17 protein-coding genes and 1 riboswitch are annotated in these 26,722 nt (G+C 38.4%); of the genes, 13 read left to right on the top strand and 4 right to left on the bottom strand.

What is annotated here, in order from left to right; genetic code table 11:
* Positions 1–211: 211 nt before the first annotated feature.
* From IW22_RS02425 to pckA, 9 genes are all read left to right on the top strand, one after another.
* On the top strand, positions 212–3,052 hold the full coding sequence (locus IW22_RS02425) for a SusC/RagA family TonB-linked outer membrane protein (RefSeq protein WP_034723918.1): 2,841 nt from the start codon (positions 212–214) through the stop codon (positions 3,050–3,052).
* A 10-nt stretch (positions 3,053–3,062) separates the two neighbouring features.
* On the top strand, positions 3,063–4,490 hold the full coding sequence (locus IW22_RS02420) for a RagB/SusD family nutrient uptake outer membrane protein (RefSeq protein ID WP_034723916.1): 1,428 nt from the start codon (positions 3,063–3,065) through the stop codon (positions 4,488–4,490).
* Positions 4,491–4,558: 68 nt separating this feature from the next.
* Positions 4,559–5,236, top strand: coding sequence for a hypothetical protein (locus tag IW22_RS02415; protein ID WP_051890955.1), 678 nt, complete (start codon positions 4,559–4,561; stop codon positions 5,234–5,236).
* A 127-nt stretch (positions 5,237–5,363) separates the two neighbouring features.
* The gene (locus IW22_RS02410) at positions 5,364–7,301 is read left to right on the top strand and encodes a putative porin (RefSeq protein WP_034723914.1); all 1,938 of its coding nucleotides are present in this window, start codon (positions 5,364–5,366) and stop codon (positions 7,299–7,301) included.
* Between the two features lie 13 nt (positions 7,302–7,314).
* Positions 7,315–8,901 carry a bacillithiol biosynthesis cysteine-adding enzyme BshC gene (gene bshC, locus IW22_RS02405; RefSeq protein WP_034723912.1) on the top strand — a complete coding sequence of 529 codons (1,587 nt, stop codon included), beginning with the start codon at positions 7,315–7,317 and terminating at the stop codon, positions 8,899–8,901.
* A 38-nt stretch (positions 8,902–8,939) separates the two neighbouring features.
* On the top strand, positions 8,940–10,886 hold the full coding sequence (locus IW22_RS02400) for a LysM peptidoglycan-binding domain-containing protein (protein WP_051890954.1): 1,947 nt from the start codon (positions 8,940–8,942) through the stop codon (positions 10,884–10,886).
* Positions 10,887–10,956: 70 nt separating this feature from the next.
* Entirely contained in the window at positions 10,957–11,832 is an 876-nt protein-coding gene (gene fabD, locus IW22_RS02395) for an ACP S-malonyltransferase (protein ID WP_034723909.1), read from the top strand.
* Between the two features lie 8 nt (positions 11,833–11,840).
* Complete coding sequence (locus IW22_RS02390; protein ID WP_034723908.1) at positions 11,841–12,746, top strand: GYDIA family GHMP kinase; 906 nt, start codon at positions 11,841–11,843, stop codon at positions 12,744–12,746.
* A gap of 127 nt (positions 12,747–12,873) precedes the next feature.
* The gene (gene pckA, locus IW22_RS02385; protein WP_034723906.1) at positions 12,874–14,490 is read left to right on the top strand and encodes a phosphoenolpyruvate carboxykinase (ATP); all 1,617 of its coding nucleotides are present in this window, start codon (positions 12,874–12,876) and stop codon (positions 14,488–14,490) included.
* Between the two features lie 333 nt (positions 14,491–14,823).
* Here the strand turns inward: pckA and IW22_RS02380 are convergent, their stop codons facing one another.
* On the bottom strand, positions 14,824–15,231 hold the full coding sequence (locus tag IW22_RS02380; protein ID WP_034723904.1) for a type II 3-dehydroquinate dehydratase: 408 nt from the start codon (positions 15,229–15,231) through the stop codon (positions 14,824–14,826).
* 234 nt (positions 15,232–15,465) lie between these two features.
* Positions 15,466–15,563, top strand: a riboswitch (SAM riboswitch).
* Positions 15,564–15,646: 83 nt separating this feature from the next.
* On the opposite strand from IW22_RS02380, the gene IW22_RS02375 reads away from it, so the two are divergent.
* Both IW22_RS02375 and IW22_RS02370 read left to right on the top strand, forming a co-directional pair.
* The gene (locus IW22_RS02375; RefSeq protein WP_034723902.1) at positions 15,647–18,580 is read left to right on the top strand and encodes a SusC/RagA family TonB-linked outer membrane protein; all 2,934 of its coding nucleotides are present in this window, start codon (positions 15,647–15,649) and stop codon (positions 18,578–18,580) included.
* Positions 18,581–18,598: 18 nt separating this feature from the next.
* Positions 18,599–20,092, top strand: a complete 1,494-nt coding sequence (locus tag IW22_RS02370; RefSeq protein WP_034723900.1) for a RagB/SusD family nutrient uptake outer membrane protein — start codon at positions 18,599–18,601, stop codon at positions 20,090–20,092.
* A gap of 271 nt (positions 20,093–20,363) precedes the next feature.
* On the opposite strand, the gene IW22_RS02365 is transcribed toward IW22_RS02370, so the two are convergent.
* From IW22_RS02365 to IW22_RS02355, 3 genes are all read right to left on the bottom strand, one after another.
* Positions 20,364–20,654 (bottom strand): hypothetical protein, encoded by a 291-nt coding sequence (locus tag IW22_RS02365; protein ID WP_034723898.1) that lies wholly within the window; start codon positions 20,652–20,654, stop codon positions 20,364–20,366.
* A gap of 229 nt (positions 20,655–20,883) precedes the next feature.
* Positions 20,884–21,225: a hypothetical protein gene (locus tag IW22_RS02360; protein WP_131401677.1), complete on the bottom strand. Its 342-nt coding sequence runs from the start codon at positions 21,223–21,225 to the stop codon at positions 20,884–20,886.
* Between the two features lie 66 nt (positions 21,226–21,291).
* Positions 21,292–21,765, bottom strand: coding sequence for a hypothetical protein (locus IW22_RS02355; RefSeq protein WP_131401676.1), 474 nt, complete (start codon positions 21,763–21,765; stop codon positions 21,292–21,294).
* A gap of 135 nt (positions 21,766–21,900) precedes the next feature.
* On the opposite strand from IW22_RS02355, the gene IW22_RS02350 reads away from it, so the two are divergent.
* Together IW22_RS02350 and IW22_RS02345 are read left to right on the top strand one after the other, a co-directional pair.
* Positions 21,901–22,224, top strand: a complete 324-nt coding sequence (locus tag IW22_RS02350; protein WP_034723892.1) for a DUF6660 family protein — start codon at positions 21,901–21,903, stop codon at positions 22,222–22,224.
* 135 nt (positions 22,225–22,359) lie between these two features.
* Complete coding sequence (locus tag IW22_RS02345) at positions 22,360–26,721, top strand: CusA/CzcA family heavy metal efflux RND transporter (RefSeq protein ID WP_081873873.1); 4,362 nt, start codon at positions 22,360–22,362, stop codon at positions 26,719–26,721.
* The last annotated feature ends 1 nt before the right edge of the window (position 26,722 follow it).

Genomic DNA, 26,722 nt, shown 5'->3' with positions numbered 1-26,722 from the left:
ATAGTGACAATAATTTGTTAAAAAAAATAACTATAGTGAAAAAAAAATATTTATACAAATAAAGCTGGATATTATTGCTTAATCTTTATTATTTCACGGAATCGTTAAAAACAATATATAAAAAAAACAATCTGCTTACAGAAGTGTAATACTTGTGGATGTTAATATTTATTAACATATTTGCGAATTAAATATATTAAAATTTGTTAATATGAATGTTAAACTACGTGTATTAAGTGTTGGGGCATTGTTCTTCTTAGGACAAGTTGCTTCTGCGCAAAAGACGAAAAAAGACACAGCTACTACAGAGATTGAAGAAGTAGTAATGGTTGGATTCGGACAAAAGAAGACAGTGCAGGAATTAACCGGATCTGTAGGTACAATGAAGAGTGACGCAATCAAGGATGTTCCTGTAGCGTCAGTTGATAAAATGCTTCAAGGTAGGGTTTCTGGTGTTCAGACAGGTAATGCTTCCGGGCAGCCTGGAGGTTTTGCATCAGTTCGTGTAAGAGGTATCACTTCTGTAAATGGTGGTGTGAACCCTATTTATGTGGTTGACGGTATTAGAGTACAGAGTGGGGATTTAACAAGTGGAGCTACTACTGCAAACATCCTTGCCAACCTTAACAGTGATGATATTGAAAGTGTAACAGTTCTTAAGGATGCTGCTTCAACAGCAGTATATGGAGCGGATGCAGGTGCTGGGGTAATTGTGATTACCACAAAATCAGGAAAAAAAGGTAAACCAAAAATTTCATTAAACTTCGAATCGGGGACAAACTCCCGTGCTATTGAAGGAATGAAAGGCTTAAATACAGAGCAGTATAGACATATATTATCTTATGCTTTTGCTAATGCAGATCCTACAACAACTCCTGAGGGGGTATATGCAGATATGATAGCTGGTTTATACGGAGCTGCACCAAAGCAGATATTTACTACAACTAATAATACAAACTGGAGAGATGTAACCAGCAGAAGCGGGTATCAGAATTCAGTAAATGCATCTATCAGCGGTGGAAATGATAAAATTACTTATTATAACTCTGCTAACTATTTCCTTCAGGAAAGTGAATTGAAAGGATCTGACTTCAAACGTTTAGGTTTTACCACAAAAGTAGACGTTAAAGCTACAGATAAATTCAAGTTTGGTACAGATGTTCAGCTTTCATACAGTAGAATCAATACCCTTCCAAACGGAGGTGGATTTGCAAACCCAATCTTATTTGAATTATTTGCAAGACCTACAGACCAGGCTTACAATCCGGACGGAACTTATTACCTGGGTAACAGCGGAAGATTAAGTAACAACTTATTCAACTCTGGTTATGTACAGGATAATAACTACTTCAGAGCTTCTACGGCAAGAGTATTCGGTAACGTATATGGAGAATATCAGATCTTAAAGAACTTATCATACAGAGTAGTTTTCGGAGCTGAATATAACAACATCGAAAATGATACGTATTATAACCCGGTTCATGGTGACGGATACCAGGTAAATGGTAGAAAAACTGAAACTACTGCAAGATACTTCAACTGGAACTTACAGAACATTGTTAACTATAACTTTAAGTTAGGAGACAAAAACAGATTCAATATCTCGGCTATTCAGGAAGCTTACCAAAGAAATTACAGAGCTGTTGCAGGACAAGGCGTGAACGTAGGTTCTCCAAACCTTGAAACATTAAGTAACTTCATTAAGCCGATCTATGCAACAGGTGATAGATCTGTAAGTTCAAGAAACGGTTATGCCGGTGTATTGAACTATGACTATGATAAATTGATCTTAATTGATGCTTCCGTTAGAAGAGATGCATTATCAAACTTTACACCGGGGCAGAAATGGGGAACTTTCTATTCAGTAGGTGCCGGAGTTGATTTGGCAAGACTGCAGTTTGTTAAAGACTGGGACAAAATTTCTCAATTTAAATTCAGAGGATCTTATGGTAAAGTAGGTAATAGTATTACCAGTATTCCTTACTCTTTATTCCAGTATACAGGAAACTATAATGACCAGCCTGCCGGAGCTCCAAGATATACTTTTAACCGTGAGCTAAAATGGGAAACTGTAAAACCTTTGAGTTTTGGTCTTGATATGGGCTTCTTCAAAAACAGACTTACCGTTACGGCTGAATATTATAACAAGAAGACTGAAGACTTAGTATTCAGTGTGCCTTTACAGTTATCTCAGGGATTACCTGCTGAAACTACTCCAACATATCCTTTCAAAGATATCAACGTAGGATCATTGGTAAACAAAGGATTTGAATTTACTGTGAACTATGATGTAATCAGAAAAGACGATTTCAGCCTTAGCATTGGTGGTAACTTAAGTACCCTGAAAAACGAAATTACATCACTATATGGTGGTCAGGACGTGATTTCAGGCGCTACTATCCTTAGAGAAGGTGAAGGAATCGGTACTTTCTATATCAGAAAATGGGCAGGAGTAGATCCTACAAACGGAGATCCATTATGGTATAAAAACGGTATGGATGGAGAAACTACCAACAAATATGCAGATGCAGCACTTGCCGTACAGGGAAGATCTTATTCAAATGTATTTGGAGGGGTAAACCTTAATGTAGCATACAAAAACTTTACGCTATCTGCTTTAGGAACATTCGGATTTGGTGGTAGAGTACTAAACGATTGGGGATCTTATACTCAGTCTGATGGTCAGTATACTTATTCTTATCCTGGTTCTACAGATGCACTTGATTTCTGGACTCCTTCCAATCCAAACGCTGCGAATCCAAGACCGATATATAATAACGCAACGAACTCAAACAGAACTTCAACAAGGTTCTTGGCGAAAACAGATTATTTAAGACTAAGCAACATCAGAGTTGGATATAAATTTGATGCTAAGATGTTAAAAGGAACAGGGCTTCAAGGTTTTGAAGTATATGCTCAAGGGAACAATATCCTGACACACCGTTATGATAAGAACCTTAAGTTTGACCCTGAAAACAACTTGAACTCAACCAATAACCTTAACTTGCCGGTTCAAAAAACTTATTCACTAGGGTTTAATATTCAATTTTAATTAGTAAAAAATGAAAAAATATATTTTAAAATATGGAATGTTAGCAGTTATATCAACTGCAACATTAACGTCATGTAGTGATGACTTCATTGAAACTGAATTCTTTCAGCAGGTTCAACAGTCACCATTAAATACCATTGAAGAATTAGATGCTTTTGTTAAAGGACAGTATTTGTCTATGAGAAATGCTTCTTACTATGGATGTGATTTCACAATGATCGGAGAATTGAGAAGTAATAATATGTATTCTGACTTTGCTAATGGTGCAGGTTATTACCAGACCGTTGCTTCCTATTCTATGACAGCAGCAGATCAGTATTCTTCCGGACCGTATGCAGAAATGTATAAAGTGATTGCAAAGGCTAATATTGTAATTAATAATGTGCCTTCAGGACAGTTAACATGGAAGCAGTCTCAGGATCCTGCTGTGATTCAGGCAAGAGCTAACTACTTAATGGGGCAGTCTTATGCTTCAAGAGCTTTAGCTTTATTTGACTTATTGAGAATGTTTGGACAGGAGTATGCTGGAGGTACTACAGGAGTAGTGGTTCCTACAGTTTTCAACGCAGAAGCTAAACAAGCCCGTTCTACTGTAGCAGAAACAAGAGCTCAGATCGAAGCGGATTTTGATAAGGCACTTTCCTTAATGGGAACTCCAACAACCAGTATACATACGAATAGAGCAGAAATTAACCAGTTTGGTGTGAAGGCATTAATGACCAGATACTATCTATACAAAGGTGATTACGCTAAAGTGAGAACGCTGGTTGCTGAAATTGTTGCTTCAGGCAGATATTCTGTTGTTCCTGCAGCTGATTTTTCTTCTAGTTTCTCAAAAGCAAACTCTGCTGTGAATTCAATTTTTGAAGTTGTAGTTGGTTCTACTAATGACTTGGGAACAACGTCTACTTCTAATAAATTAAACCTTGCTCCAAACGGATACGGAAACATGAAAGTTGTTCCTGCTTTAAGACTTTCTTATATTGCAGATGACGTGAGAGGAACCGTGATTTCAACAGCAAACGTTCTTAACGGTAAATATGTAAACAGTTTTGACAATATTCACGTTGTGAGATACGAAGAAGTATTATTAAACGGTGCTGAAGCTGAACTTCAGGCTGGAGGAACTCCTGCAACTGCAATAGGTTATTACAACTTGATTCAGGCTAGACGTGGAAGAGCTACAGGAGCTTTAGCACCTGCAGTGACACTTACATTAGACAATGTTTATACTGAAAGACAGAAAGAACTTGTAGGAGAAGGATTTGGATATTGGGATTTATTAAGAAGAAATCAACCGGTTATTCAAAGAAGCTCTAGCGGTGCTGCTGGTACTGTAAGAAATGTAGGAAACCCATTATTAACATTCCCTATTCCTAGAAACGAAATTAACGTTCCTGGAACATTGGTAACGCCTAACCCTGGGTTTGGTGCTTAATAATAGATAAACTAAATAATAAAAAAGCCGCTCTAAGCGGCTTTTTTAATCTTAAGACCAATATTAATATGAAAAAAATACTTTTTATTACTGGAATACTCGTATCACAAAGCCTTTTTTCCCAGGAAACCGATATCCTTAATGTAGTAACTACACCAGACGGCTTCTACAGCAAACCCGGAAGAGTTCGTAAAGAGGATCATAAAATTGATGGTTCCCCATATGTAAATGGCGATAAATTTGAAAAAGTAACGATAAAAGATTACAGTAAAAATGTTCAGGATCTGCGATACAACGCTTACCGAGATGAAATGGAATTCAAAATAGGAGACGAACTGTACAACGCCAATAAAACAGAAGGACTTAAAGTCAGCTTTCCGTCACTGAAAAAAACATATGAATCTATTAATTATTCATATGACAGCAAAACAAAGTCAGGGTATCTGGTATTGCTCGTAGACAGTCCAAAATTTTCTTTGTATAAAAGAGAAAAAATGGAACTGATGACAGGAACCAAAAGTAACAATGGCTTTACACAGGATGCCAACGATTACTACGAAAGAGATAAGGATCTCTATCTGATAGCCAAAGACAAAAAGTTTTCAAAATTTCCAAAGAATGTTTCAGAAGCATCAGGAATTTTTTCAATAGACAAAAAGGAGCTTGAAACCTTTGTGAAATCCAATAAAATCAATTTCAACAAAGAACCGGATATGATAAAACTGGTAGAATTTGTAAACAAGTAAACACCATATATAAACCCCTGCGAATGGCAGGGGTTTTTGTTTCCTTTTATTTCTTATTTTTGCTGTACAAAAATCAATAATGGAACTTTAAGGTTTCATGTTACTTTTGAACAATATAAATAAACGCATGAAGTACATCCTTTTTATCATAATCTTCTTCGGTTTTGTCTCGAAGGCTCAAGTTGTTAATAAAACAGATATCAAGAGCCCGCAGAAAGAAGAAGACACCCTTGTTGTAGATAACGGGAAAAAAGATTCCCTGAAAATTTTTAAACCTACCATTAATGATTATCTGTATCAGACCCAATTTTCTGAAAAGAAGATTTTTGATACCGTGATGACTTTTGACAAAACGCATATTTATTCACAATATAATAATACAGACAACTTCGGGAAAGCCCAGGTTGCCAATATAGGAGCCGGATTCAATCCTTTGGTGTATGAAGTAAATCCGGAGCAGAACCTGTCTCTGCTGCCTTCCAACAAATCGTACATGATCATCAGTGCCGATGATGTGAAGTACTATGATGTAAAAACACCTACAGCCACTTTCGTCTATCATACCGCGATGAAAAACGGAGCAGCTTTGAATTCTACGTATACCCAGAATATCGGAAAAAGATTCAACTTTGCCATCAACTATATGGGGCTTCGTTCTCAGGGGTTTTACAGGAATTCATTAGCGTCCAATAACAATACTTTGTTTTCAGGACACTATACTTCCAAGAGCGGGAATTATGAATTGTTTGCCCATTATCTACATCAGAACGTCAACAACCAGGAAAGTGGAGGAATCACAGAAGATGATCTGTTCCAAAGTGGAGACAGTAATTACAAAAATAGACAGAATGCCCAGGTTAATCTGGCATCATCAAGTTCTCAGTATTCATACAGAAGATATTATCTGAGCCATCAGTTTACGCCATTTAATGCAGAGAAATTTCCTTTCAGCATCAGGCATACCTTATCTCATCAGGGGAATAAGTATTTTTATAACCAGGGAGGTGTAGAATCGTATTGGTATGATAATGTTTCAGAACTGACGAACGGTTTCCCGCTGACCACAAAAAAATATTCAGATAACTTCAGCAATACGGTAAGTTTGGTTTTTAACAATGAAAAATTCAAGCTTGATGGGGGAGTACGTTATCAAATGATTAAATTTGGAGTGAGAGATCTTGCTACCGTCAATGGAACAGCGCTTCCGGGTGAACTTAAAGAAAACAGAATCGGAGCTGTTGGAAACTTGCAGATTAAACTTTGGGACAAGTTCCAGCTGAAATCATTTTTAGAATTTTCAAATGGAAGCCAGTTCGGAAGTTATCTTAGAACTACCAACAATATCAAGTTTGAGCCAATCAAAGATTATTTCGTGAATGCGAAAGTAAATTTCCAGAGTGCATACCCTTCATTTAACTACCTTTTAAATACATCCGTTTACAACAAATACAACTACTATCTGGAAAACGCGAAAAATCAGACGGTAACGGAAATCGGAGGAAGTGTAAATCTAAAATGGTTCAAAACCGAAATTTTCGCTAATTATTTTAGAATAGACAACTACACGTATTTCAATGCAGACGGAGCTCCGCAACAGAGCAGCAGCTCACTGAATATTTCTCAGATTGGAGGTGATGCTACATTCAGTTTCGGAAAATTCCATCTTAATACAAGACTTCATTTCCAGAATGCATTAACAAATAAAGAACTTCTGCCCATGCCAAGTTTCATCGGAAGAGCCAACTTCTTCTTCCAGAGCAAAGCCTTTAAAGATGCGGCCGAGGTTCAAATGGGAGTGAAAGTCTATTATTTCTCAAAATTTGCATCAAGAGATTACTTCCCGATCCTTAATGAATATATCTTGCCTCGTGCAGATTCATTCTCTATCGGAGGACAGCCTATTGCCGATCTTTATATCAATATGAAGGTTAAAAAAATGTTTTTCTACGTAGAAGGACAACAAATAGGAACACTCATCTCCAATAATAAAGCATATGCATTTCCACATTATCCGGTTTATGATTTTAGATTAAACATCGGAATTGTGTGGTATTTGTTCAACTAAAAGCCAAACCAAGTTGAAAACAATAAATAAAATATCATTTAACGATATAGAAAGCATTCCTCAGCTGGTAAAAGATTTTCTGAACCAAAAGATTGAGGGCTTTGAAAACAATACCTTTTCTTTAGATCACTTTAAAGATCAGATCCATCTCAAACAGAATTCATTTACACCGGATCAGAGACAGATCTTGTCTGATGTGCTGGAAAAACAACTTTCAGACCTTACGCTTTCCTCAAAGCAGAAAGAGAACCTGGAAAACCTGAGACAACCCAATACCTTTACCATAACGACCGGACACCAGCTGAACCTGTTCTCCGGACCTGTTTTCTTTGTCTATAAAATTTTACAGACCATTAAAAGCTGTACTTATCTGAAGGAAAACTTTCCGGATTTTAATTTCGTTCCGGTATACTGGATGGCATCAGAAGATCATGATTTTGCAGAGATCAATCATTTTAAGACGGAAAACAATTATTATGAGATCAATGAAAAGTCAGGCGGTCCGGTGGGAAGAATTACCATCAGCGATACTTTTTTCATCTCAGAATTTGAAAAGGAATTTAAAGATTCCGTATTCGGGACAGAGCTGATCCTGATGATGAAGGAAGCGTATAAAGTAGGAAATACATTGACGGAGGCCATCAAAACCTTAGTGAACAGACTGTTCTCTGAATTTGGGCTTTTGATCATGGATGGCGACTCCACAGAGCTTAAAAACCAGATCAAAGATATTTTCAGAGACGAATTGCTTTATTTCAGTTTACAGAAAAACTCAAAAGAAAAAGTAGATTTTCTGACCAAGAAATATGGAAAAGTTCAGGTGAATCCAAGAGATATCAACCTTTTCTATCTTTCGGAAACCAGAGACAGAATCGACTTTGACGGTGAAAAATATATTGCAGTAGATACAGACAAAAAATTTACGCAGGAAGAAATCCTTCAGGAGCTGGACAGTCATCCCGAAAGATTCAGTCCGAATGCTTTGATGCGTCCTGTGTATCAGGAAAAAGTACTTCCTAATTTGGCGTACATCGGAGGAAATGCAGAAATCATGTATTGGCTGGAGCTTAAAGATTATTTTGCAGCAGTCAATATTCCGTTCCCTGTTTTGATTCCGAGAAACTCTATGCTTTTCATTAAAGAAAAAACAGTAGGTAAAATTGAAAAATTGGATTTGAGTATTGAAGATTTCTTTGGAAACTTTACAGCCATTACCAATCAGAAAATTTTAAAAGACAGCAGTGTATTGTCATTGCTTGAAGAAAAAGAAATACTTTTGGAGAAAAGCTTCTCCGAACTGAAAACGATAGCAGAAACTACCGAACTTTCTTTCGGAAATATGGTGAAGGCAGAAGAAGTCAGACAGCTGAAATCATTTAAAAGAATGAAAAAGCGCTTGCTGCACGCCGAAAAAATAAAACAGGGTGAATTGCTCGAAAGGCTGGAGAGATTGTTTCTAGATGTTCACCCCTCCAAAACCTGGCAGGAAAGAGTCTATAACTTCAGTGTATTCTTTTCCGATTACGGCTATTCATGGCTTGAAAATTGTTGGGAAGAAATGATGGTTCAAGAATCCAAATTAATAATTGTTGCCATTTAATTTTAAAGAAGTATTTTTGTAAATTATAATTACCGAGTATGATAAAGAGGTTTTTTATTTTGTCCAGTTTATGTATGGTTTTGGGAGTATCTGCCCAGAACTCGCACACCGTTGTGAAAGGAGACAATCCTTACAATATTGCTAAGAAATACGGGATAACTGTAGATGAATTGTTAAAGCTGAACCCAAAATTCAAAGACGGTAAGCTGGCTATTGGAGATGTTGTGACAGTGAAAGCTGAAAAACAGACCGCTTCGGTGTCTAAGCCTGCAGTGGTTGAAAAAGCAAAACCAAGTCATTCAAATGGGCAGGTTGGAAAAATTATCCTGCAACCTAAACAGACGGTGTACGGAATTACAAAACAGTACCGTATCTCTGAAGCAGACCTGAGAAAACTGAATCCTGAGCTCGATACCCATATGAAAATAGGAGATGAGATCACTTTGCCGCTAGACAGCATCAAGAAATATGGCGGAGACCAGCAGACGGCTCCTGTAGCCGTAACCCCTAAACAGGTGGAAACTCATGCTGAGACTCCTAAAACAGCAGTTAAAGAAGGGGAATCTTATGTCATTCAGGCCAAAGATAATTATTACAGAATTACAAAACAGTTTGGAATCAGCCAGCAGGAACTCTATACCTTAAATCCTGGATTGGAGGAAAAAGGACTGAAGCCGGGCGAAACCATTATCGTAAAAAAATCAAAAACGGATACCACTTCAGTCACTGAGCCGGTAAATCCTAAAACCAAAATAGATTCAGGTAACGAAAAATCTACTTCAACTGCAACTCCTGCAGCCACTGATGATGATTACGTAACCTACACCGTTCAGCAGGGAGACACTGTGTTCTCCATCGTTAATAAATTCGGAATCTCGATTGATGAACTGATCGCTCTGAACCCGGATCTTTCAAAAGGGCTGAAATCAGGAATGGTCCTGAAGATCAAAAAACAGGATCCGGCTTATGTAAAGAAAAGCGGTGATGCATTGAGCGTTGTTTTAATGCTTCCTTTCGGATACAGTACCAACGAAACTCAGTACAGAGGAATGGCACTGGATTTCCTTACCGGAGCTAAATTAGCCATCGAAAGAAATGCAAGAGGCGGGCAGAAACTGGATATCAAAATTGTAGATTCAGGAAACGAAGCTTCATTTAAAAACTCAATGGCACAGATCAATCCTGAAAATACGGATCTGATCATTGGCCCATTCTTCAAATCAAACGTTATTGATGTTCTTGATTTTACCAAGAATCAGAAAATCCCGGTTGTGGCACCTTTCGCTAACTCTCCGGAACTGTACAATTACAGCAACCTGATCATCGTGGAAACCAATGACCAGACTTATGCAGATAAAATTGTTGAAGAAGTAAAAGGCGTATATTCAGATCAGAAAATCTATGTGGTAGCAGACAGCAAAAAAGAAATTGCAGGCTACATCAAAGGCGGTCTGGAGAAAGCAGTTAAAAATCCAAACATTATTATCGTCAACTCTCCTGCAGAAATTCAGCTGGATCAGAATATGATGACTGGGCAGTCTGCTCCGGTTATTGCTATTCTTGCCAGCGACAATGATGCTGCCGGTGAAGCTTTCGCCAATAAAATGATAGCCCTTTCCAAAGACGTTCAGGGTGTAAAAGCCTTCAGTATGTACTATTCTCCAACTTTTGAGAAAAAAGTAGATGAACTGAGCCAGGCAAGCCTTGTGTATCTGATGGACAGAAAGATCAATGCAGATGGTAATTTTGAAAAAGAGATCTTGGCAGCCTATAAAAACAAATACTGCAAAACACCTCCTAAATATGCCATCGTTGGCTTTGATGTCGTAAACGATATGCTGACCAGAGAAAACAGAAAAGGAGAGATCTTTAAGCAGATGAACAAAGTACAGACACAGCTTGCCACCAAGTTTGAGTTTGTAAAATCAAAAGCAAACGGAGCGTATGTAAACACCGGATACCGCGTGATTAGATTAGTTCCTTAACCGATTTATGCCTTTTTAAAGGAATATTTTTAACATTATCTTTATATTTGCATAATATTTAATTCATTACATGAAAGCACTTGTATTTCCTGGGCAGGGTTCTCAGTTCGTAGGAATGGGAAAAGAATTGTACGATTCTAGAAAAGACATTAAGGACTTAATGGAATCTGCCAATGAAATTTTAGGTTTCGATATTCTTTCGTTGATGTTCAACGGGACGGATGGAGATCTTAAGAAAACAGAGGTTACCCAGCCTTCTATATTTATACACTCGGTAGCTGCCTTAAAAGCAGTGAACGGTCTTGGAGCTGAAATGGTTGCAGGACATTCTTTAGGAGAATTTTCAGCTTTGGTTGCCAATGGAGTTTTATCCTTTGACGACGGTCTGAAATTAGTATCCGAAAGAGCAAAAGCAATGCAGGAAGCCTGTGATGCCAATCCAAGCTCTATGGCTGCAATTTTAGGTCTTGAAGACGCAAAAGTTGAAGAAATCTGTGCACAGATCAGCGGTATCGTGGTACCGGCTAACTACAACTGTCCTGGCCAATTGGTTATTTCAGGAGAAACAGCTGCAGTAGAAGAAGCTTGCGTAAAGCTTAAAGAAGCGGGAGCAAAAAGAGCGTTATTACTTCCGGTAAACGGAGCGTTCCACTCACCTTTGATGGAACCTGCACAGGTAAGACTGGCGGCTGCGATTGAAAATACAAAATTCAGAAAAGCAACTATTCCGGTATACCAGAATATCACCACTACAGCAGTGACTAATCCTGAAGAGATCAAACAAAACCTGATCGCTCAGCTTACAGGTCCTGTAAAATGGACACAGTCTGTTCAGAATATGATCAAAGACGGAGCGTTTAATTTCGTAGAAGTAGGTCCTGGAAAAACACTTCAGGGATTGATCAAGAAAATTGATCCTTCTGTGGAAGTTGCTTCAGCTATTTAATAAAAAATATGAGCGGAATATTTTCACCGGGAAAGCTTATGCTTACTTCTGAATATTTCGCGATAGACGGAGCTCTTGTCCTGGCGGTACCTACCAAGCTTGGACAAGAGTTTTTTTTTGAAGAAAAAGAAGATGGAAAATCCCTGATCTTTTGGGAAGCCTTTCATCAAAACAAATTATGGTTTAAGGCTGTCATAGACTATAAAAACTGGCAGATCTTGGAAACCAATATTCCTTCAAGCGCTGAATTTATTCTCAAAACCTTACAAAACGTTCAGCAGCTTTCTAAAATTAAATTCAAAAAGAATTCTACTTATTATCTGAAGACCAATCTTCAGTTTCCTGCAGATTATGGACTCGGCAGCAGTTCAACGCTGATGAACAATCTTGCGGAGTGGGCAGCTATTGATCCTTTTCATTTAAACAGTATCAGTTTAGGCGGAAGCGGGTACGATATTGCCGTTGCCAAAGAGAAATCAGCCATCCTGTTCAGAAGTAAGCCGGAAATCTTTTATGAAAGGGCAGATTTCAATCCTCCGTTCAAAAATGAACTGATCTTTATTCACTTAAATCAGAAACAGGACAGCAGGGAAGGAATCAACTTTTACAAGTCAAAACCGAAGTCTCAAATACTCGTTGACGAATTTTCGGATATCACAAAAAAAGTTTTGTTATGCAATGAATTGGAAAGTTTTTCCGAACTGATGATGATTCATGAACAAAAAATTTCGAAATTCCTTGAAATTCCCACAGTTAAAGAGAAATTTTTCAAAGACTGTCCGGTTTTTGTCAAAAGTTTGGGGGCCTGGGGCGGAGATTTTGTGATGAGTGCTAAATTTGACGGCTATGAGGACTATTTTTGGGGAAAAGGTTTTAATACCGTTTTTCAATGGTCCGATATAATTAATTTATAATCAATAATTTACAATCCTTTTTTTTTATTTGTCATTCTGACTTATATCATTATATTTAAACCACCTTTAACAAATAATTAATATTAATTTTGTTGAACCCAATAAAGAAATAGAAAATATAAGTAAAATGAAACACGCTAAAATCATCCAGGATTTAGAAAAATTAGGGATTAAAGGAAATTATGAAGTAGTCTATAACCCGTCTTACGAAGAGTTATACCAGGCTGAAGTGGCTCCTGATAATCAAGGCTTTGAGCAAGCTGAACTTACGGAATCCGGTGCAGTATCAGTAAAAACTGGAATTTTCACAGGTCGTTCACCTAAAGACAGATACATAGTTCAGGATGATGTTACAAGAGATACAATTTTCTGGGATGGGAAAGTAAACCTTCCTACTACAGCGGAAAATTTTGATTCTTGTAAAGGATTAGTGCTGAACCAGCTTTCTGAGGCTAAGAAAATTTATGTAGTGGATGCTTTTTGTGGTACCAATACAGATACCAGGCTAAAAGTAAGGTTCATCGTTGAGGTAGCGTGGCAGGCGCATTTCGTTACTAATATGTTTATCCGTCCGTCTCACTACGAGCTTGAAAACTTCGGGGAGCCGGATTTCACAGTGATCAACGGTTCTAAAACTACGAACCCGAACTGGGAAGCTCAGGGATTAAACTCTGAGAACTTCATCATGTTCAATCTTACTGAAAAACTACAGATCATCGGAGGTACGTGGTACGGAGGTGAAATGAAAAAAGGAATGTTTGCCATGATGAACTATTACCTTCCATTGAAGGGAATGGCTTCTATGCACTGTTCTGCAAACGTAGGTGAAGAAGGAGATGTTGCTCTTTTCTTCGGTCTTTCAGGAACTGGAAAAACAACTTTATCTGCAGATCCTAAAAGATTCCTGATCGGTGACGATGAGCACGGTTGGGACAACAATGGTGTATTCAACTACGAAGGTGGATGTTACGCTAAAGTGATTGACCTTTCTGAAGAGAAAGAACCGGATATTTTCAGAGCGATCAAAAGAGATGCGCTTCTTGAAAATGTAGTCGTAAACAACGGAGTTGCTGACTATACAGACGGATCTATCACTGAAAATACAAGAGTATCTTACCCAATTTATCATATCAACAAGATTGTTCTTCCATCTAAGGCAGGACATGCTAAGAAGATCGTTTATCTTTCTGCTGATGCATTCGGAGTATTGCCTCCGGTTTCTATCTTGGATGAAAACCAGGCTCAGTACCACTTCCTTTGCGGATATACTTCCAAACTGGCAGGTACCGAAAGAGGAATTACAGAACCGGAACCATCTTTCTCTCCTGCATTCGGAGAAGCTTTCCTTACCCTTCACCCAACCATGTATTCTAAAACACTGATTGGAAAAATGAAGGAGCACGGAGCTAAAGCTTATCTTGTCAATACAGGTTGGAACGGAACAGGAAAGAGAATCTCTCTGAAAGATACAAGAGCGATTATCGATGCCATCATTGACGGTTCTATCGAAAATGCTCCTAAAACTCAGGTTCCAATCATGAACCTTGAAATTCCAACTCAGCTTCCAAATGTTTCTGAAGGTATCCTTGATCCTAGAGAAACATACAGCAATGCTGCAGAATGGGAAGAAAAAGCAAAAGATCTTGCCGCAAGATATATCAAAAACTTTGAACAGTACTGCGATACTGAAGAAGGAAGGAAGTTAATCGCTTCCGGACCTCAGCTTCAACAGCAGACTACTTAATACCACAAAAGCCTCATCATCGATGAGGCTTTTTTTTATGATCTTTTTCTGTGTCTGTTTAAAATTGGTTTTAATTTCCTTAATCTGAATAAACTTTAGTTTATTTCTTATTTAAGCATTAAGGATTTAAGCAATGCGCTTATCGTTATAAATGAAGAAATCAATAAATTGATTTTTTAAGTTCTTTAAGCACGTAATCTCTTAAGATCTTAATTTCTTAATATTAAAAAAAACAGTTAGAATGCTATAGTGTTTATTTCATTAAACTGATTTCTCTTTCAAATAAAACGCAGTCATCCGTGTAAATCTGTGTAGTCAGTGGTTAATAAACTTTTATTTTAAGCTCAATAAAGCCAATCTGTATCCATCCATTCCAAAACCGGATAATACCGCATCGGTATTCGCGGCTGTTACAGATTTCTGACGGAATTCTTCCCTTTTGTAAATATTACTGATGTGAACCTCGATTTTAGGTTTCCTGATATTCTTTAAACAGTCTGCAATAGCATACGAATAATGCGTATACGCTCCGGGATTAATCACCAGTGCATCAAAATTATCCTCCTGAAGCCTGTTAATAATCTCCCCTTCAATATTAGACTGATAGTAGTCCAGTTCATCAGATGTAAATTCAGATCTCAATGTTTCCATGTATGATTCCATAGAAGTACTGCCGTAGATCTCGGGTTCTCTTGTGCCCAAAAGATTCAGATTGGGGCCGTTTACAATTAAAACTTTCATTCTATAAATTTAAATAGTTTCGTTCTATTTTCGCGCTTTTTTTTACAGTTTTGGTGAATTACATTATGTGTAATGATATTTGTCATGTTTGGTTATTCCGCAATCGTGTAACTGTTTACTGTAGCGGTGTTTGATTAATAATTAAGTTAATTTTTGAAAATATTTCATAATAAATTTTAAAGTCTACTTGTTTTGTAGACTAATTGTTTTTAGATTTGCAGACATATTTCGATCGGCTTATAAAGAAAGATGGAGGGAACTGACCCTGTGAAATCTTGACAACCTGCCCATGTGCAAGGTGTTACATTCAGCCTATAAAGGAAAAATAAGCATTTGGTTAATCGTATTTATCGATGCCCTTTGCTGACTTTTCTGCAAAGGGCTAAATTTTAATATATGATAAATAAAATTGGTTATGATTAGTAAAAGTTTAATTAATTCTAAAGTTTGGATTCCATCTGTTGCTGTATTTTTCTTAGGAATGATGAGTGTGCAGGCTCAGGAAGCTAAACCTAAAAAAGATACGATCAGGGAAAAGGAAATTGATGAAGTAGTAGTGATCGCTTACGGTAAGGCTAAGAGAACAAGCTATACCGGTTCAGTAGCTACCATCTCCAGCGATAAAATCAATAACAGAGCGGTTACCAATATTACAAAAGCTCTGGAAGGGCAGGTGCCGGGAGTTCAGGCAGTAAGTGCATCAGGACAGCCGGGTTCTACCGCTTCTGTAAGGATAAGAGGAGTTGGCTCTATCAGTGCTTCCAGCGATCCTCTGTATGTGGTAGACGGAATTCCTTTTGACGGAAATATCAATTCCATCAGCCCCAATGACATTGAGTCCATCAGTGTTTTAAAAGATGCTACGGCAAGTTCATTATACGGATCAAGAGGGGCTAACGGAATCATCATCATTACAACGAAATCCGGAAAAAAAGGAGAGTCAAGGGTGAATTTTAACATCAGCCAGGGATTTTCCAGCAGAGCGGTAAAAGATTATAAGCAGGTAAGTACAGATCAGTATTTCCAGCTGTATTGGGAAGCATTGAGAAACGGATACAAATCCGGTCAGATTTCTTCGCAACAGGCAGGTCAAATGGCCAGTGACAACCTTGTGACTGCCCTTGGAATCAACCCTTACGGAGCCGGATATCCACAGCCTGTAGGACCGGACGGAAAACTTCTTCCGGGAGCAAAACCTTTATGGAATGACGACTGGAGAGATATTCTTCAAAGAACAGCATCCAGAAGTCAGGTGGATTTTGATATAAGCGGAGGCAGTGAGAAAAGCAATTATTTCTTTTCATTAGGGTATCTGGATGATAAAGGAATTGCCATCGAATCAGGTTTTCAAAAATTTGCCACCAGACTGAAGGTGAATACTGAAGTGAAGAAATGGCTGAATGCAGGGGTGAACTTAAGTTACACCAACAGTATACAGAATGCGCCGCCATCTTCAGATTCAAGACAGGACAATATCATCCAGGCAGCGAGAGCAGTTCCGTCTTTCTACCCTTATTACGAGAGAAATGCCGATGGAAGCTACAGGCTTGACGCCGATGGAAACAGAATCTATGATTTTGGTAAATACAGACCAACGAATGCATTGCAGAATCAAAATGCTGCAGCGACGTTACCTTTAGATAAAAATGAAAATAAAGAAGATAACTTCTCCGGAAAAGGATTTTTAGAATTTACTTTCCTTCCTGAACTGAAATTTAAGAGCAGCTTTTCTGTTGATTTAGTGAATTACAACGGACATTATTATTCGAATCCGCTTATCGGGGAAGGAAGTGAAATTGGTGGTTCTGTAACGAGATCGAACAGCAGAACGCTTTCTTATACCACGAGTAATATTCTGACATATGATAAAAAATTCGGGAAACATCACATCAATGTTTTAGGAGGTCAGGAATTTTATAAATACGATTACCAGACGATTTCAGGTTCCAGAAGCCAGTTTTCACTTCCTTATTATTATGAACCGGATGCAGCCGCTTTGCTGGGAAGTTTCAGTGGAAACAGTGATAAATTCTCACTGTTGAGTTTTCTGGGAAGAGCGGAGTATGATTTTAACAATACTTACTTCTTATCCGTTTCAGGAAGAGCAGACGGTTCTTCAAGATTCTTTGCGGATAACCGATGGGGTAAATTCTGGTCAGTTGGAGGTTCATGGAAAGTATCAAATGAAAACTTTATTAAAGATCTGAACTTCTTCAACCAGTTGACACTTCGTGCAAGTTACGGTGGACAGGGGAATGATAAACTAAGGAGACCTAGTGGATCTTCGCTTTATTACGCTTATCAGGAATTATACAAATTTTATAATAACCTTGGCGAGCCGGGAACTGTTCTTGAGAAAGTACAGACCAATGATGTGAAATGGGAAACCAATCTTAATTTAAATGTAGGTTTAGAATTCGCTATTCTTAATAACAGGGTTAAAGGTAACGTAGAATATTTTAAACGTAAAAGTCAAGATCTTCTGTTTAATATGCCCGTTGCGCCATCCCTTGGAATCAGTGATTTTCCTTTTAATGTCGGAACATTACAGAATACCGGTTTTGAATTCTCCTTATTCACAACGCCCATCAAGAATGATAATTTCCAGTGGAATGTGGATGTGAACCTGAGTACTTTACAGAACAAAATTACAAAGCTGCCGAAAGGAGCTGTGGTAACTTCCACAAAACGTATGGAAGTAGGAGGTTCCGTTTATGATTTTTATCTTCAGGAATGGAAAGGAGTCGATCCTTCGAACGGAAAACCTTTGTGGAGGTATATCTATCAGGATGCCAATGGAAATACCGTTGACGGAACTACTTCCGAATATTCAAAAGCGACGAGAACCCTTCAGGGATCCGCATTGCCTAAAGTAACCGGTGGAATCAGCACAAGTGTGGCTTATAAAAATTTCGACTTTTCAGGGTTGCTGACCTTCAGTATCGGAGGAAAAATCCTGGATACGGATTATACTTCATTAATGTCCAGCGGAAGTTCTGCAGGACGTGCATGGAGTGCAGAAATGCTGAACAGGTGGACTCCGGACAACCCTAATACGGATGTTCCTGCATTGAACACCACAACAAATAACTGGAACGCTTCTTCTTCAAGATTTTTATATTCCGGAACCTATGCAAGGCTTAAAAATGTAAGTCTGGGATATACGCTGCCTTCGGATTATTTTGAAAAACTGGGACTTAAGAAATTCAGAATTTATATTCAGGCTGAAAACCTTCTGACGTTTTACAAACATAAAGGAATGGATCCGGAACAGGCTCTGGACGGAACTACGTATTACAGATATCCGGCGATGAGAACAATCACTTTCGGTCTTCAGGCGACTCTTTAAACTTTTAAAATCGAAACAATGAAAAAATTAAAATATATATCTTTTGCCGTGATTGCTTTATGGTCGCTGACAAGCTGTGAAAGCGAGCTGGAAACGGCTCCTACCGATCAGGCCAACGGTGCAGAGGTTTTTAAAACAGCGGAAAGTGCAGAAACCGTGATTAATGGAGCCTGGGCTAAACTTAATGATGACGGACCAAACTACGCGAATAGCGGATATTCAACCGTTTTGAGAACGAGTGATGCGATGGGAAGTGATGTGGCGGTTCTTACGAATAAGTATGGTTTTCCGTCGGCATATGCTTTTACCGAGATGATCAATAATACACTTTCACGACCGCAGTTTATATGGACTACGCTTTATTCCACGATCAATAATATGAATAATGTGATTGCCCGTATTGACCAGACAGAAGGAAGTCAGGCGAAAAAAGATCAGGTTAAAGGTCAGGCTAAAGCATTGCGTGCTTTCTGTTATTTGAACCTAGCGAGTTTTTACCAGTTCAGCTATCTGAAAGACAAAACGGCACTTACCGCTCCAATTTACACGGAACCCTCAACAATCAGTTCTGTACCGAAGAAAAAAGCGAGTCTTGAAGAAATTTATACTCTGATCAAAAGTGATCTTACGGAAGCAGATAATCTTTTGACCAATTATACGAGAAATAATAAAGACAAGATCAACAAAGCTGTTGTCAACGGACTTTTAGCGAGAACCTACCTGAATACCGGTGAATGGACCAAAGCGGCGGCAGCGGCTAAAATAGCCAGAACAGGATATCCGTTAATGATTGCTGAAAAATATAAAGAAGGTTTCAATGACATCAATAACGGTGAATGGATCTGGGGTCACGGACAAACTCAGGAACAGTCGGGAGCGAGCTATGCCTTCCATTTTCTGGATGTATCTTCTTCGGGAAGTTATTACTACAGTTTTATGGCGGACCCGTTTTTCAAAAACCTGTTTGATACCAATGACATCAGGTCTCAGCTGTTTCAGTGGGATGGCCTGCCGGGAAGAGAAGGTCTGCTAAGGTATTCCAAGTTTAAATTTAAAACCGGACTTATCGCCGATATCGTATTCATGAGAGCCGCAGAAATGTACCTGATCGAAGCTGAAGCTGAAGCCAGAAACGGAAATGTCGCCAATGCGGTTACAGCATTAAACCAATTGAAAGCGGCCAGAAATGCCAGTCCTTACACAGGATCTCTTGCTCAGACTGATGTCATCACGGAAATTCTGCTTGAAAGAAGAAAAGAACTTTTCGGGGAAGGATTCTCCCTTTCAGATATTATCAGAACGCAGGGAACCGTGGTAAGAAAACCATTCGTAGATGGCAGCGGCCAACCTATAAAAGTTCAGGTAACCACTCCTGACGGAACCGTAAAAACAGTGAACGGAAGAGGACATACAGTTTTCTCATTCCCGGAACAGGTACCTTTTGCACCCAACAACAAGTATTTGTTATTCAGTATTCCTCAGAAGGAGCTGGATAATAATCCGAACCTGTAATTTTATTTAGATTTGATTTTTTTTAGCCATCGTGTAGTGCGTTGGCTTTTTTGTTGAAAAAGAGACTAGAGAATATTTTGAACTATCGGTTGATTTTATAAAAAAAATATGACCTATTATTGTGGCTGTATTTTTTTCATTAGAGGATTTGTTTTGCTTGCAAGGGTAATATTATAGCGTTTTTTTTGCACGTAGATGTAATGTGGGTTTCTGCAACAGTTCGGAGCGTTGTACAAGAAAAAGTCCCGAACTGTTTGTTCAGGACTTTAATTCAACGGGACTTAAAGTGTTTTATAATCAAATAACTTCCGGGAATACACATTAATAAAAAAAATATGTAGAACCCAACTCCTAAATCCAAAATAGCAGAAATTATTAAACTTAAAGAAGGAAGAGTCAAAAGCAAGATTCCATGTACTAAATAATTTGTTTTTTTTATAAAAAAAGGTGTTTTATTTCTAAATCTATATTCATCACTATACTTGCGGGAATGCCAATCCTCAAAATCATCTATGAAATTATTCTCTTTTTTTTTGTTTTCTTCAAAATCTTTTTTACTCATTTGATAATTTTTTAGCAATTGTGTTGGAAAAAAGAAGTATACAGCATTTCCATACCATTCAGTTCTGAATAAAATTCTACAAAGTCTTCAGGTAAATGGATGTTATTGCTTTTCTGAATTTCATCAATCTATTGTTTTGAGTTTGAGAAGGTCAGAATACCTTGTTTTCACCAAAATTTAATTAATTCGGTCAACATTTGTTTTAAATTATTTTTCTCCATACGTATATTTACTCCTCAATTTTAAACTGCTTCTTCTCTGGCGGAACTACTTTTATAACAACCTGTTGCCGATCTTTTAATTCTCCTTTTTTATATTCATCAGAACCAAACGCATGCTGAGGACCGAAAGTCATAAAACTATACCTCTCATTCTTATCAAGATTTATGGATACCGTTCCCAAACTATCTGTAAAATATTGTCCCACTTCTACATATCTTCTGGTTGGAAATCCCCATTTCCCGATTCTAATCTCAACTCTGTCATTTACTCTGGGTTTCTGAGTATAGGAATCAACAACTTTGATGGTGACTTTAATTTCATTTTCTTTTGTAGAATTGTTACAACCCATTAACAGGGTGCAAAAAAATATTTGTAAGATTATTTTTACGACCATACACTTCATGTTCTTTTATATTTATCTCTTCTGAACAAAATAAACAACCTTCTCACTTTTATTTCGGTCTTTAAAACCAATCTTTATGCTGTCCAGACTTTCTCTTTTACTGATGTCATCATAGTAGAGCACAAGATTATCATTGTTAATGCCTCCGCAGAAATCACAATGAAAATTAAGAAACTGACTATGATCACTGTCTTCAGGAGAAAGACCTATCTCACCTGTTTTAAGATTTTTGATCCTTACACTGAAGGCAAAAAAATTTTTATTGATCGTCGGATCATTTTTTGAATTGAATTTAAAGGTGGTAAATGCTTCCATAATCTCATATTCTCCCTGATTGATCATCACCTTATTTTCCGTAGGACGATATTCTTTGATTAAAAGTTTTCTACTTTTCGATTCTGAAACAGTTTGGGGCAGAAATTCTGTATCAGAACCTATACAGGCGGACAGAGTTAAAAATAAAGGAATTAAAAATAGTTTTTTCATAAGCTGTGTCAGGCAGATCTTACTCCAAAAATAAAGAAAATATACCGCCCTTTCAAAAAACACTGCAATGTCAGGAATATATTAAATGCCCCATATAAATCTCCCGTTTTAGAAAAAATCTTTACCTTTGTCCATATGAACCTGTTAAGATGGATACTTGCATTCTATTTCATGGCATTGTCACTGATGCCTTGCGAAGATGTGCACCGTCCTGCAGGGCCTTCAGAAATTAAACTATCATTCAATATTCAAGAATCCCATTCGAAAGACAAAGGAGATATCTGCTCACCGCTGTGTACATGCAGCTGCTGCCAGATGACTGTATCTTCTTTCAAAATGGATCCTTTATTTGAAATTCCGAGCCATGTTCAGGCTTACTTTTCAAAGAAAATTCTTTTCCAGAAAAACAACTTCGCTTACCAGATGTACGATCATATCTGGCAACCCCCTAAGATTTAATTTTTATTGATGAGTAGAAAGTTAAGCTTTCTATCTATTGAACTTTGCAATACCATTGCAGAGGTCTTCGTGATATTTTTGCAACGGCATTATCGCCGTATGCAGTTATTACCAATAAAAAATTAAATACAGATCGTGTTAGATAAAATCATAAAATTCAGTATCAAAAACAAGGTGGTCGTTGGTATCATGACCCTGCTTCTCATCATCTGGGGCGTATGGAGTGCTACAAAACTTCCCATAGATGCTGTTCCTGATATTACCAACAATCAGGTGCAGATCATCACGGCGTGTCCTACACTTGCAGGACAGGAAGTAGAGCAGCTTGTTACCTTTCCCATAGAGCAGAGTATTGCCAATGTTCCGGATATCCAGGAAACCAGAAGTATTTCAAGATTCGGACTTTCCGTGATCACTGTGGTATTCAAAGAAAATGTAGACGTTTATTTCGCCAGACAGCTGATCAATGAACAGTTGAAGCTGGCTGTTGAAGAAATCCCCAAAGGAGTGGGAACTCCCGAACTTGCCCCTGTAAGTACAGGTCTTGGGGAAGTATATCAGTATATTCTACACCCGAAAAAAGGCAGTGAAAAGAAATATTCAGCCAAAGAACTCCGCACCATGCAGGACTGGATTGTCCGCAGACAGCTGAACGGTACGCCGGGTGTAGCAGAAATCAACAGCTTCGGAGGTGAATTGAAACAGTATGAAGTAGGAGTAAGTCCAGACCGCCTCAAAGCGATGGGCGTAAGCATTTCCGATATTTTTACAGCCTTAGAAAAAAACAACCAGAATACAGGTGGAGCTTATATAGACAAAAAACCCAATGCCTATTTCATCCGTGGAATTGGCTTTGTCACCTCATTGGAAGACATTAAAAATATTTCCGTTAAAAACGAAACAGGAAGCGTTCCCATTTTTATAAAAGACGTTGCAGATGTACGTCTCGGAAGTGCAGTACGTTACGGAGCACTGACCTACAACGGAAAAGTAGATGCCGTAGGCGGTGTCGTCATGATGCTGAAAGGAGCCAATAGTAACGACGTTGTCAACCTGATTAAAGCTAAAATCCCAACCATTCAGAAATCCCTTCCCGATGATGTGGTGATAGAACCTTTCCTGGATAGAACAGATCTTGTCGGAAGAGCTATCAATACCGTTGAAAAGAACCTGATAGAAGGTGCCCTGATCGTTATTTTCGTATTGGTGGTTTTCCTTGGAAACCTCAGAGCCGGACTTATCGTAGCTTCAGCCATTCCATTATCCCTGCTTTTTGCTTTGGGAATGATGAATGTTTTCGGAGTCAGTGCCAATTTAATGAGCCTTGGAGCCATAGATTTCGGATTGATTGTGGATGGCGCCGTGATCATTGTTGAAGCCACCTTGCATCATTTAGGCGTAAGGAAATCGGTACGGAATCTTACCCAAAGCGAAATGGACGAGGAGGTTTTCCTTTCTGCCTCAAAAATCAGAAGCAGCGCGGCTTTCGGAGAAATCATTATCCTTATCGTTTACATCCCGATTCTTACATTGGCCGGAGTAGAAGGGAAAATGTTTACGCCAATGGCTAAGACAGTAGGATTTGCCATTTTAGGAGCATTGATCCTTTCCCTGACCTATATTCCGATGATGAGCGCCTTATTCCTGTCCAAAAAGATTTCGCATAAAGAAACTTTTTCAGATAAGATGATGAACTTCCTGCAGAAGATCTATCAGCCGATGTTGCATAAAGCTGTTAAAGTAAAATACATCATTGTTTCGGCCACTATTTTTATTTTCGTCATCAGTGCCTTTATTTTCAAAAATATGGGTGGTGAATTTATTCCGCAGTTACAGGAAGGAGATTATGCATTCCACTGTATTCTGCCGCAGGGAAGTTCACTCAGTCAGAGTATCGAAACCTCCATGCAGGCTTCAAGAATTATCAAACAGTTTGATGAGGTGAAAATGGTCGTAGGAAAAACCGGTTCCGCTGAGGTTCCTACCGATCCGATGCCTCCTGAAGCCACCGACCTGATTGTCGTTTTAAAACCACAAAGCGAATGGAAATCAAAAAAATCTTATACAGAACTCGCCGATGAGATCAGTGAAAAACTGGAAACCATTCCCGGTGTGTTTTTTGAAAAGAATCAGCCGATTCAGATGCGTTTCAATGAGCTGATGACTGGGATCAGACAGGATGTTGCCGTTAAGATTTTCGGGGAGAATCTGGATTCACTGTCTATTTATGCAGATAAAGTAGGAAAGATCATCCAGACCGTGGATGGTGCAACGCCTCCTCAGATCGAAAGGATAAGCGGACTTCCCCAGATCAACGTAGAATACGACAGAACAAGAATGGCCAATTATGGTTTAAATATAGAAGATGTAAACAATGCCGTAAGTACAGCCTTTGCCGGAAAAGCAGCCGGTCAGGTTTTTGAAAACGAAAGACGTTTTGATCTTGTAGTCCGTCTCGACAGCCTTCACAGAACGAATATCGATGATGTGAATAATTTAATGATCTCGACCGGGACAGGGGCTCAGATTCCGCTTTCGCAGGTAGCCAATGTCAGCTATAAACTGGGTCCTGCACAGATCAGCCGTGAAGAAGGAAAAAGAAGAATCGTAATCGGATTCAATGTAAAAGGTCGTGACGTGCAAAGTGTGGTAAAAGATATTCAGGCGAAACTGGATCAACAAATCAAGTTACCTTCCGGATACTATTTTACTTATGGCGGCCAGTTTGAAAATCTGCAGGAAGCCAGCAAGCGTCTGATGATCGCAGTTCCGGTTTCCCTGTTTTTGATTTTTATGTTGCTTTATTTCACCTTCCACTCATTTAAGCAGGCTGCATTGATCTTTACAGCCATTCCGATGAGTGCCATCGGAGGTGTATTTGCCCTTCTTTTAAGAGATATGCCGTTCAGTATCAGTGCCGGAATCGGGTTTATTGCGCTTTTTGGAGTCGCAGTTCTTAACGGAATTGTTTTGATCGGAACCTTTAACCAACTTGAAAAAGAGGGCGAGACGGATGTATTGAAGAGGGTATATGAAGGAACGAAAACCAGATTAAGACCCGTTCTGATGACCGCAACGGTAGCTTCCTTAGGATTTTTACCGATGGCGATTTCTACTGGAGCGGGAGCTGAGGTACAGAAACCATTGGCAACCGTAGTCATCGGAGGATTGGTGACCGCTACATTCCTTACCTTATTTGTTCTGCCGATGCTCTATATTATTTTTAATTCAAAGATTCCACGAAACATGAATAGAATTAAGCCCATAATAACAGTTATTGTTCTTGGATTTCTGATGTTCGGACAGACGTTCAATGCGCAGACCAGACCAATTTCCGTAGATCAGGCAGTAGAAATGGCCGCCGAAAACAATTTGGTTTTAAAATCAAAAGATCTGAATATAAAATCAGCAGAAGCTTTGAAAGGGACCGCAAAAGAACTTCCCAAATTAAATTTTGAAGCACAGCTTGGGCAATACAACAGTCCGAAATTCGACCAGTCATTTGCCATTTCGCAGAGTATTCCTTTTCCTACGCTGTTCAAAGCAAGGAGAGAATTGATCACTGAAAATATAAAAACCAGACAGATCGATAAAGAAGTTTCGGCGAATGAACTTACAAAACAGGTAAGAACCTATTATTATCAGATCGAATATCTTCAGTACAATAAGTTTAAACTGAAAGATCTTGACAGCCTTTATCAGGATTTTATCAGGATTGCAACGGTAAGATTTAAAGCAGGAGATATCAAGAAGATTGAAATTAATACAGCAGAAACCCAAAAAGGAGAAATCAATCTGCTGCTGAAACAGAATGAAGTGTATTTAAACAATGCCTATAAAAATTTAAAGACATTACTGAATACCTCCGAGAATTTCGAAGTTCCGTTTAAAAGCGATTATGAACCTTTGAAGACCGAAAATATTCTGGACAGTTCATCAGTCGCCAATAATCCTACGGTTAAAGCTTTTTATCATGAAATGGAAATTGCCGAAAAGAATAAAAATGTGGAAAAATCACAGGGACTTCCTGAATTCAGCCTTGGTCTGACAAGTCAGTCATTGATTGGTTTGCATACCAAAAACGGGCAGGAGAAATTTTATAATGCCGGAGACCGTTTCAATTCGTTTTCTGTAGGCGTTGCCATTCCGTTGACGTTTGGAGCAACAAAAGCGAGAATGCAGTCTTTGGAATATGAAAAATATGCCGCTGAAACCAATGCGAAGATGCAGCAGAAACAACTTTCGACGCAGCTTGAAAACGCTTTCGGGCAATATCAGCAGGATACACAGCAGTATGAATATTATGTAAGTCAGGCCATCCCGAATGCGGAAAAAATTGTCAAAGCAGCTCAGTTAGGCTACAAAACAGGAGAAATCTCTTATGTAGAATATCTTTTTGCCCTGCAGACCGCTACCAATATTCAGTTAAAATACTTAGAATCCATTCAGCAGGTCAACCAATCTGTAGTTACCATTAATTCAATCATCAATAAATAAC

This window comes from Chryseobacterium sp. JM1, from assembly GCF_000737715.1.
Classification (GTDB): Bacteria; Bacteroidota; Bacteroidia; order Flavobacteriales; family Weeksellaceae; genus Chryseobacterium.
The sequence above is the reverse complement of the archived record's forward strand: the minus strand, read 5'-3'. Positions and strand labels throughout refer to the sequence as shown.

Excerpts from the sequence above, each read along its gene's own strand:
- IW22_RS02425 (WP_034723918.1), top strand. The coding sequence starts at position 212 with ATGAATGTTAAACTACGTGTATTAAGTGTTGGGGCATTGTTCTTCTTA.
- IW22_RS02420 (WP_034723916.1), top strand. The coding sequence starts at position 3,063 with ATGAAAAAATATATTTTAAAATATGGAATGTTAGCAGTTATATCAACT.
- IW22_RS02415 (WP_051890955.1), top strand. The coding sequence starts at position 4,559 with ATGAAAAAAATACTTTTTATTACTGGAATACTCGTATCACAAAGCCTT.
- IW22_RS02410 (WP_034723914.1), top strand. The coding sequence starts at position 5,364 with ATGAAGTACATCCTTTTTATCATAATCTTCTTCGGTTTTGTCTCGAAG.
- IW22_RS02400 (WP_051890954.1), top strand. The coding sequence starts at position 8,940 with ATGATAAAGAGGTTTTTTATTTTGTCCAGTTTATGTATGGTTTTGGGA.
- fabD (WP_034723909.1), top strand. The coding sequence starts at position 10,957 with ATGAAAGCACTTGTATTTCCTGGGCAGGGTTCTCAGTTCGTAGGAATG.
- IW22_RS02390 (WP_034723908.1), top strand. The coding sequence starts at position 11,841 with ATGAGCGGAATATTTTCACCGGGAAAGCTTATGCTTACTTCTGAATAT.
- pckA (WP_034723906.1), top strand. The coding sequence starts at position 12,874 with ATGAAACACGCTAAAATCATCCAGGATTTAGAAAAATTAGGGATTAAA.
- IW22_RS02380 (WP_034723904.1), bottom strand. The coding sequence starts at position 15,231 with ATGAAAGTTTTAATTGTAAACGGCCCCAATCTGAATCTTTTGGGCACA.
- IW22_RS02375 (WP_034723902.1), top strand. The coding sequence starts at position 15,647 with ATGATTAGTAAAAGTTTAATTAATTCTAAAGTTTGGATTCCATCTGTT.
- IW22_RS02370 (WP_034723900.1), top strand. The coding sequence starts at position 18,599 with ATGAAAAAATTAAAATATATATCTTTTGCCGTGATTGCTTTATGGTCG.
- IW22_RS02365 (WP_034723898.1), bottom strand. The coding sequence starts at position 20,654 with ATGAGTAAAAAAGATTTTGAAGAAAACAAAAAAAAAGAGAATAATTTC.
- IW22_RS02360 (WP_131401677.1), bottom strand. The coding sequence starts at position 21,225 with ATGGGTTGTAACAATTCTACAAAAGAAAATGAAATTAAAGTCACCATC.
- IW22_RS02355 (WP_131401676.1), bottom strand. The coding sequence starts at position 21,765 with ATGAAAAAACTATTTTTAATTCCTTTATTTTTAACTCTGTCCGCCTGT.
- IW22_RS02350 (WP_034723892.1), top strand. The coding sequence starts at position 21,901 with ATGAACCTGTTAAGATGGATACTTGCATTCTATTTCATGGCATTGTCA.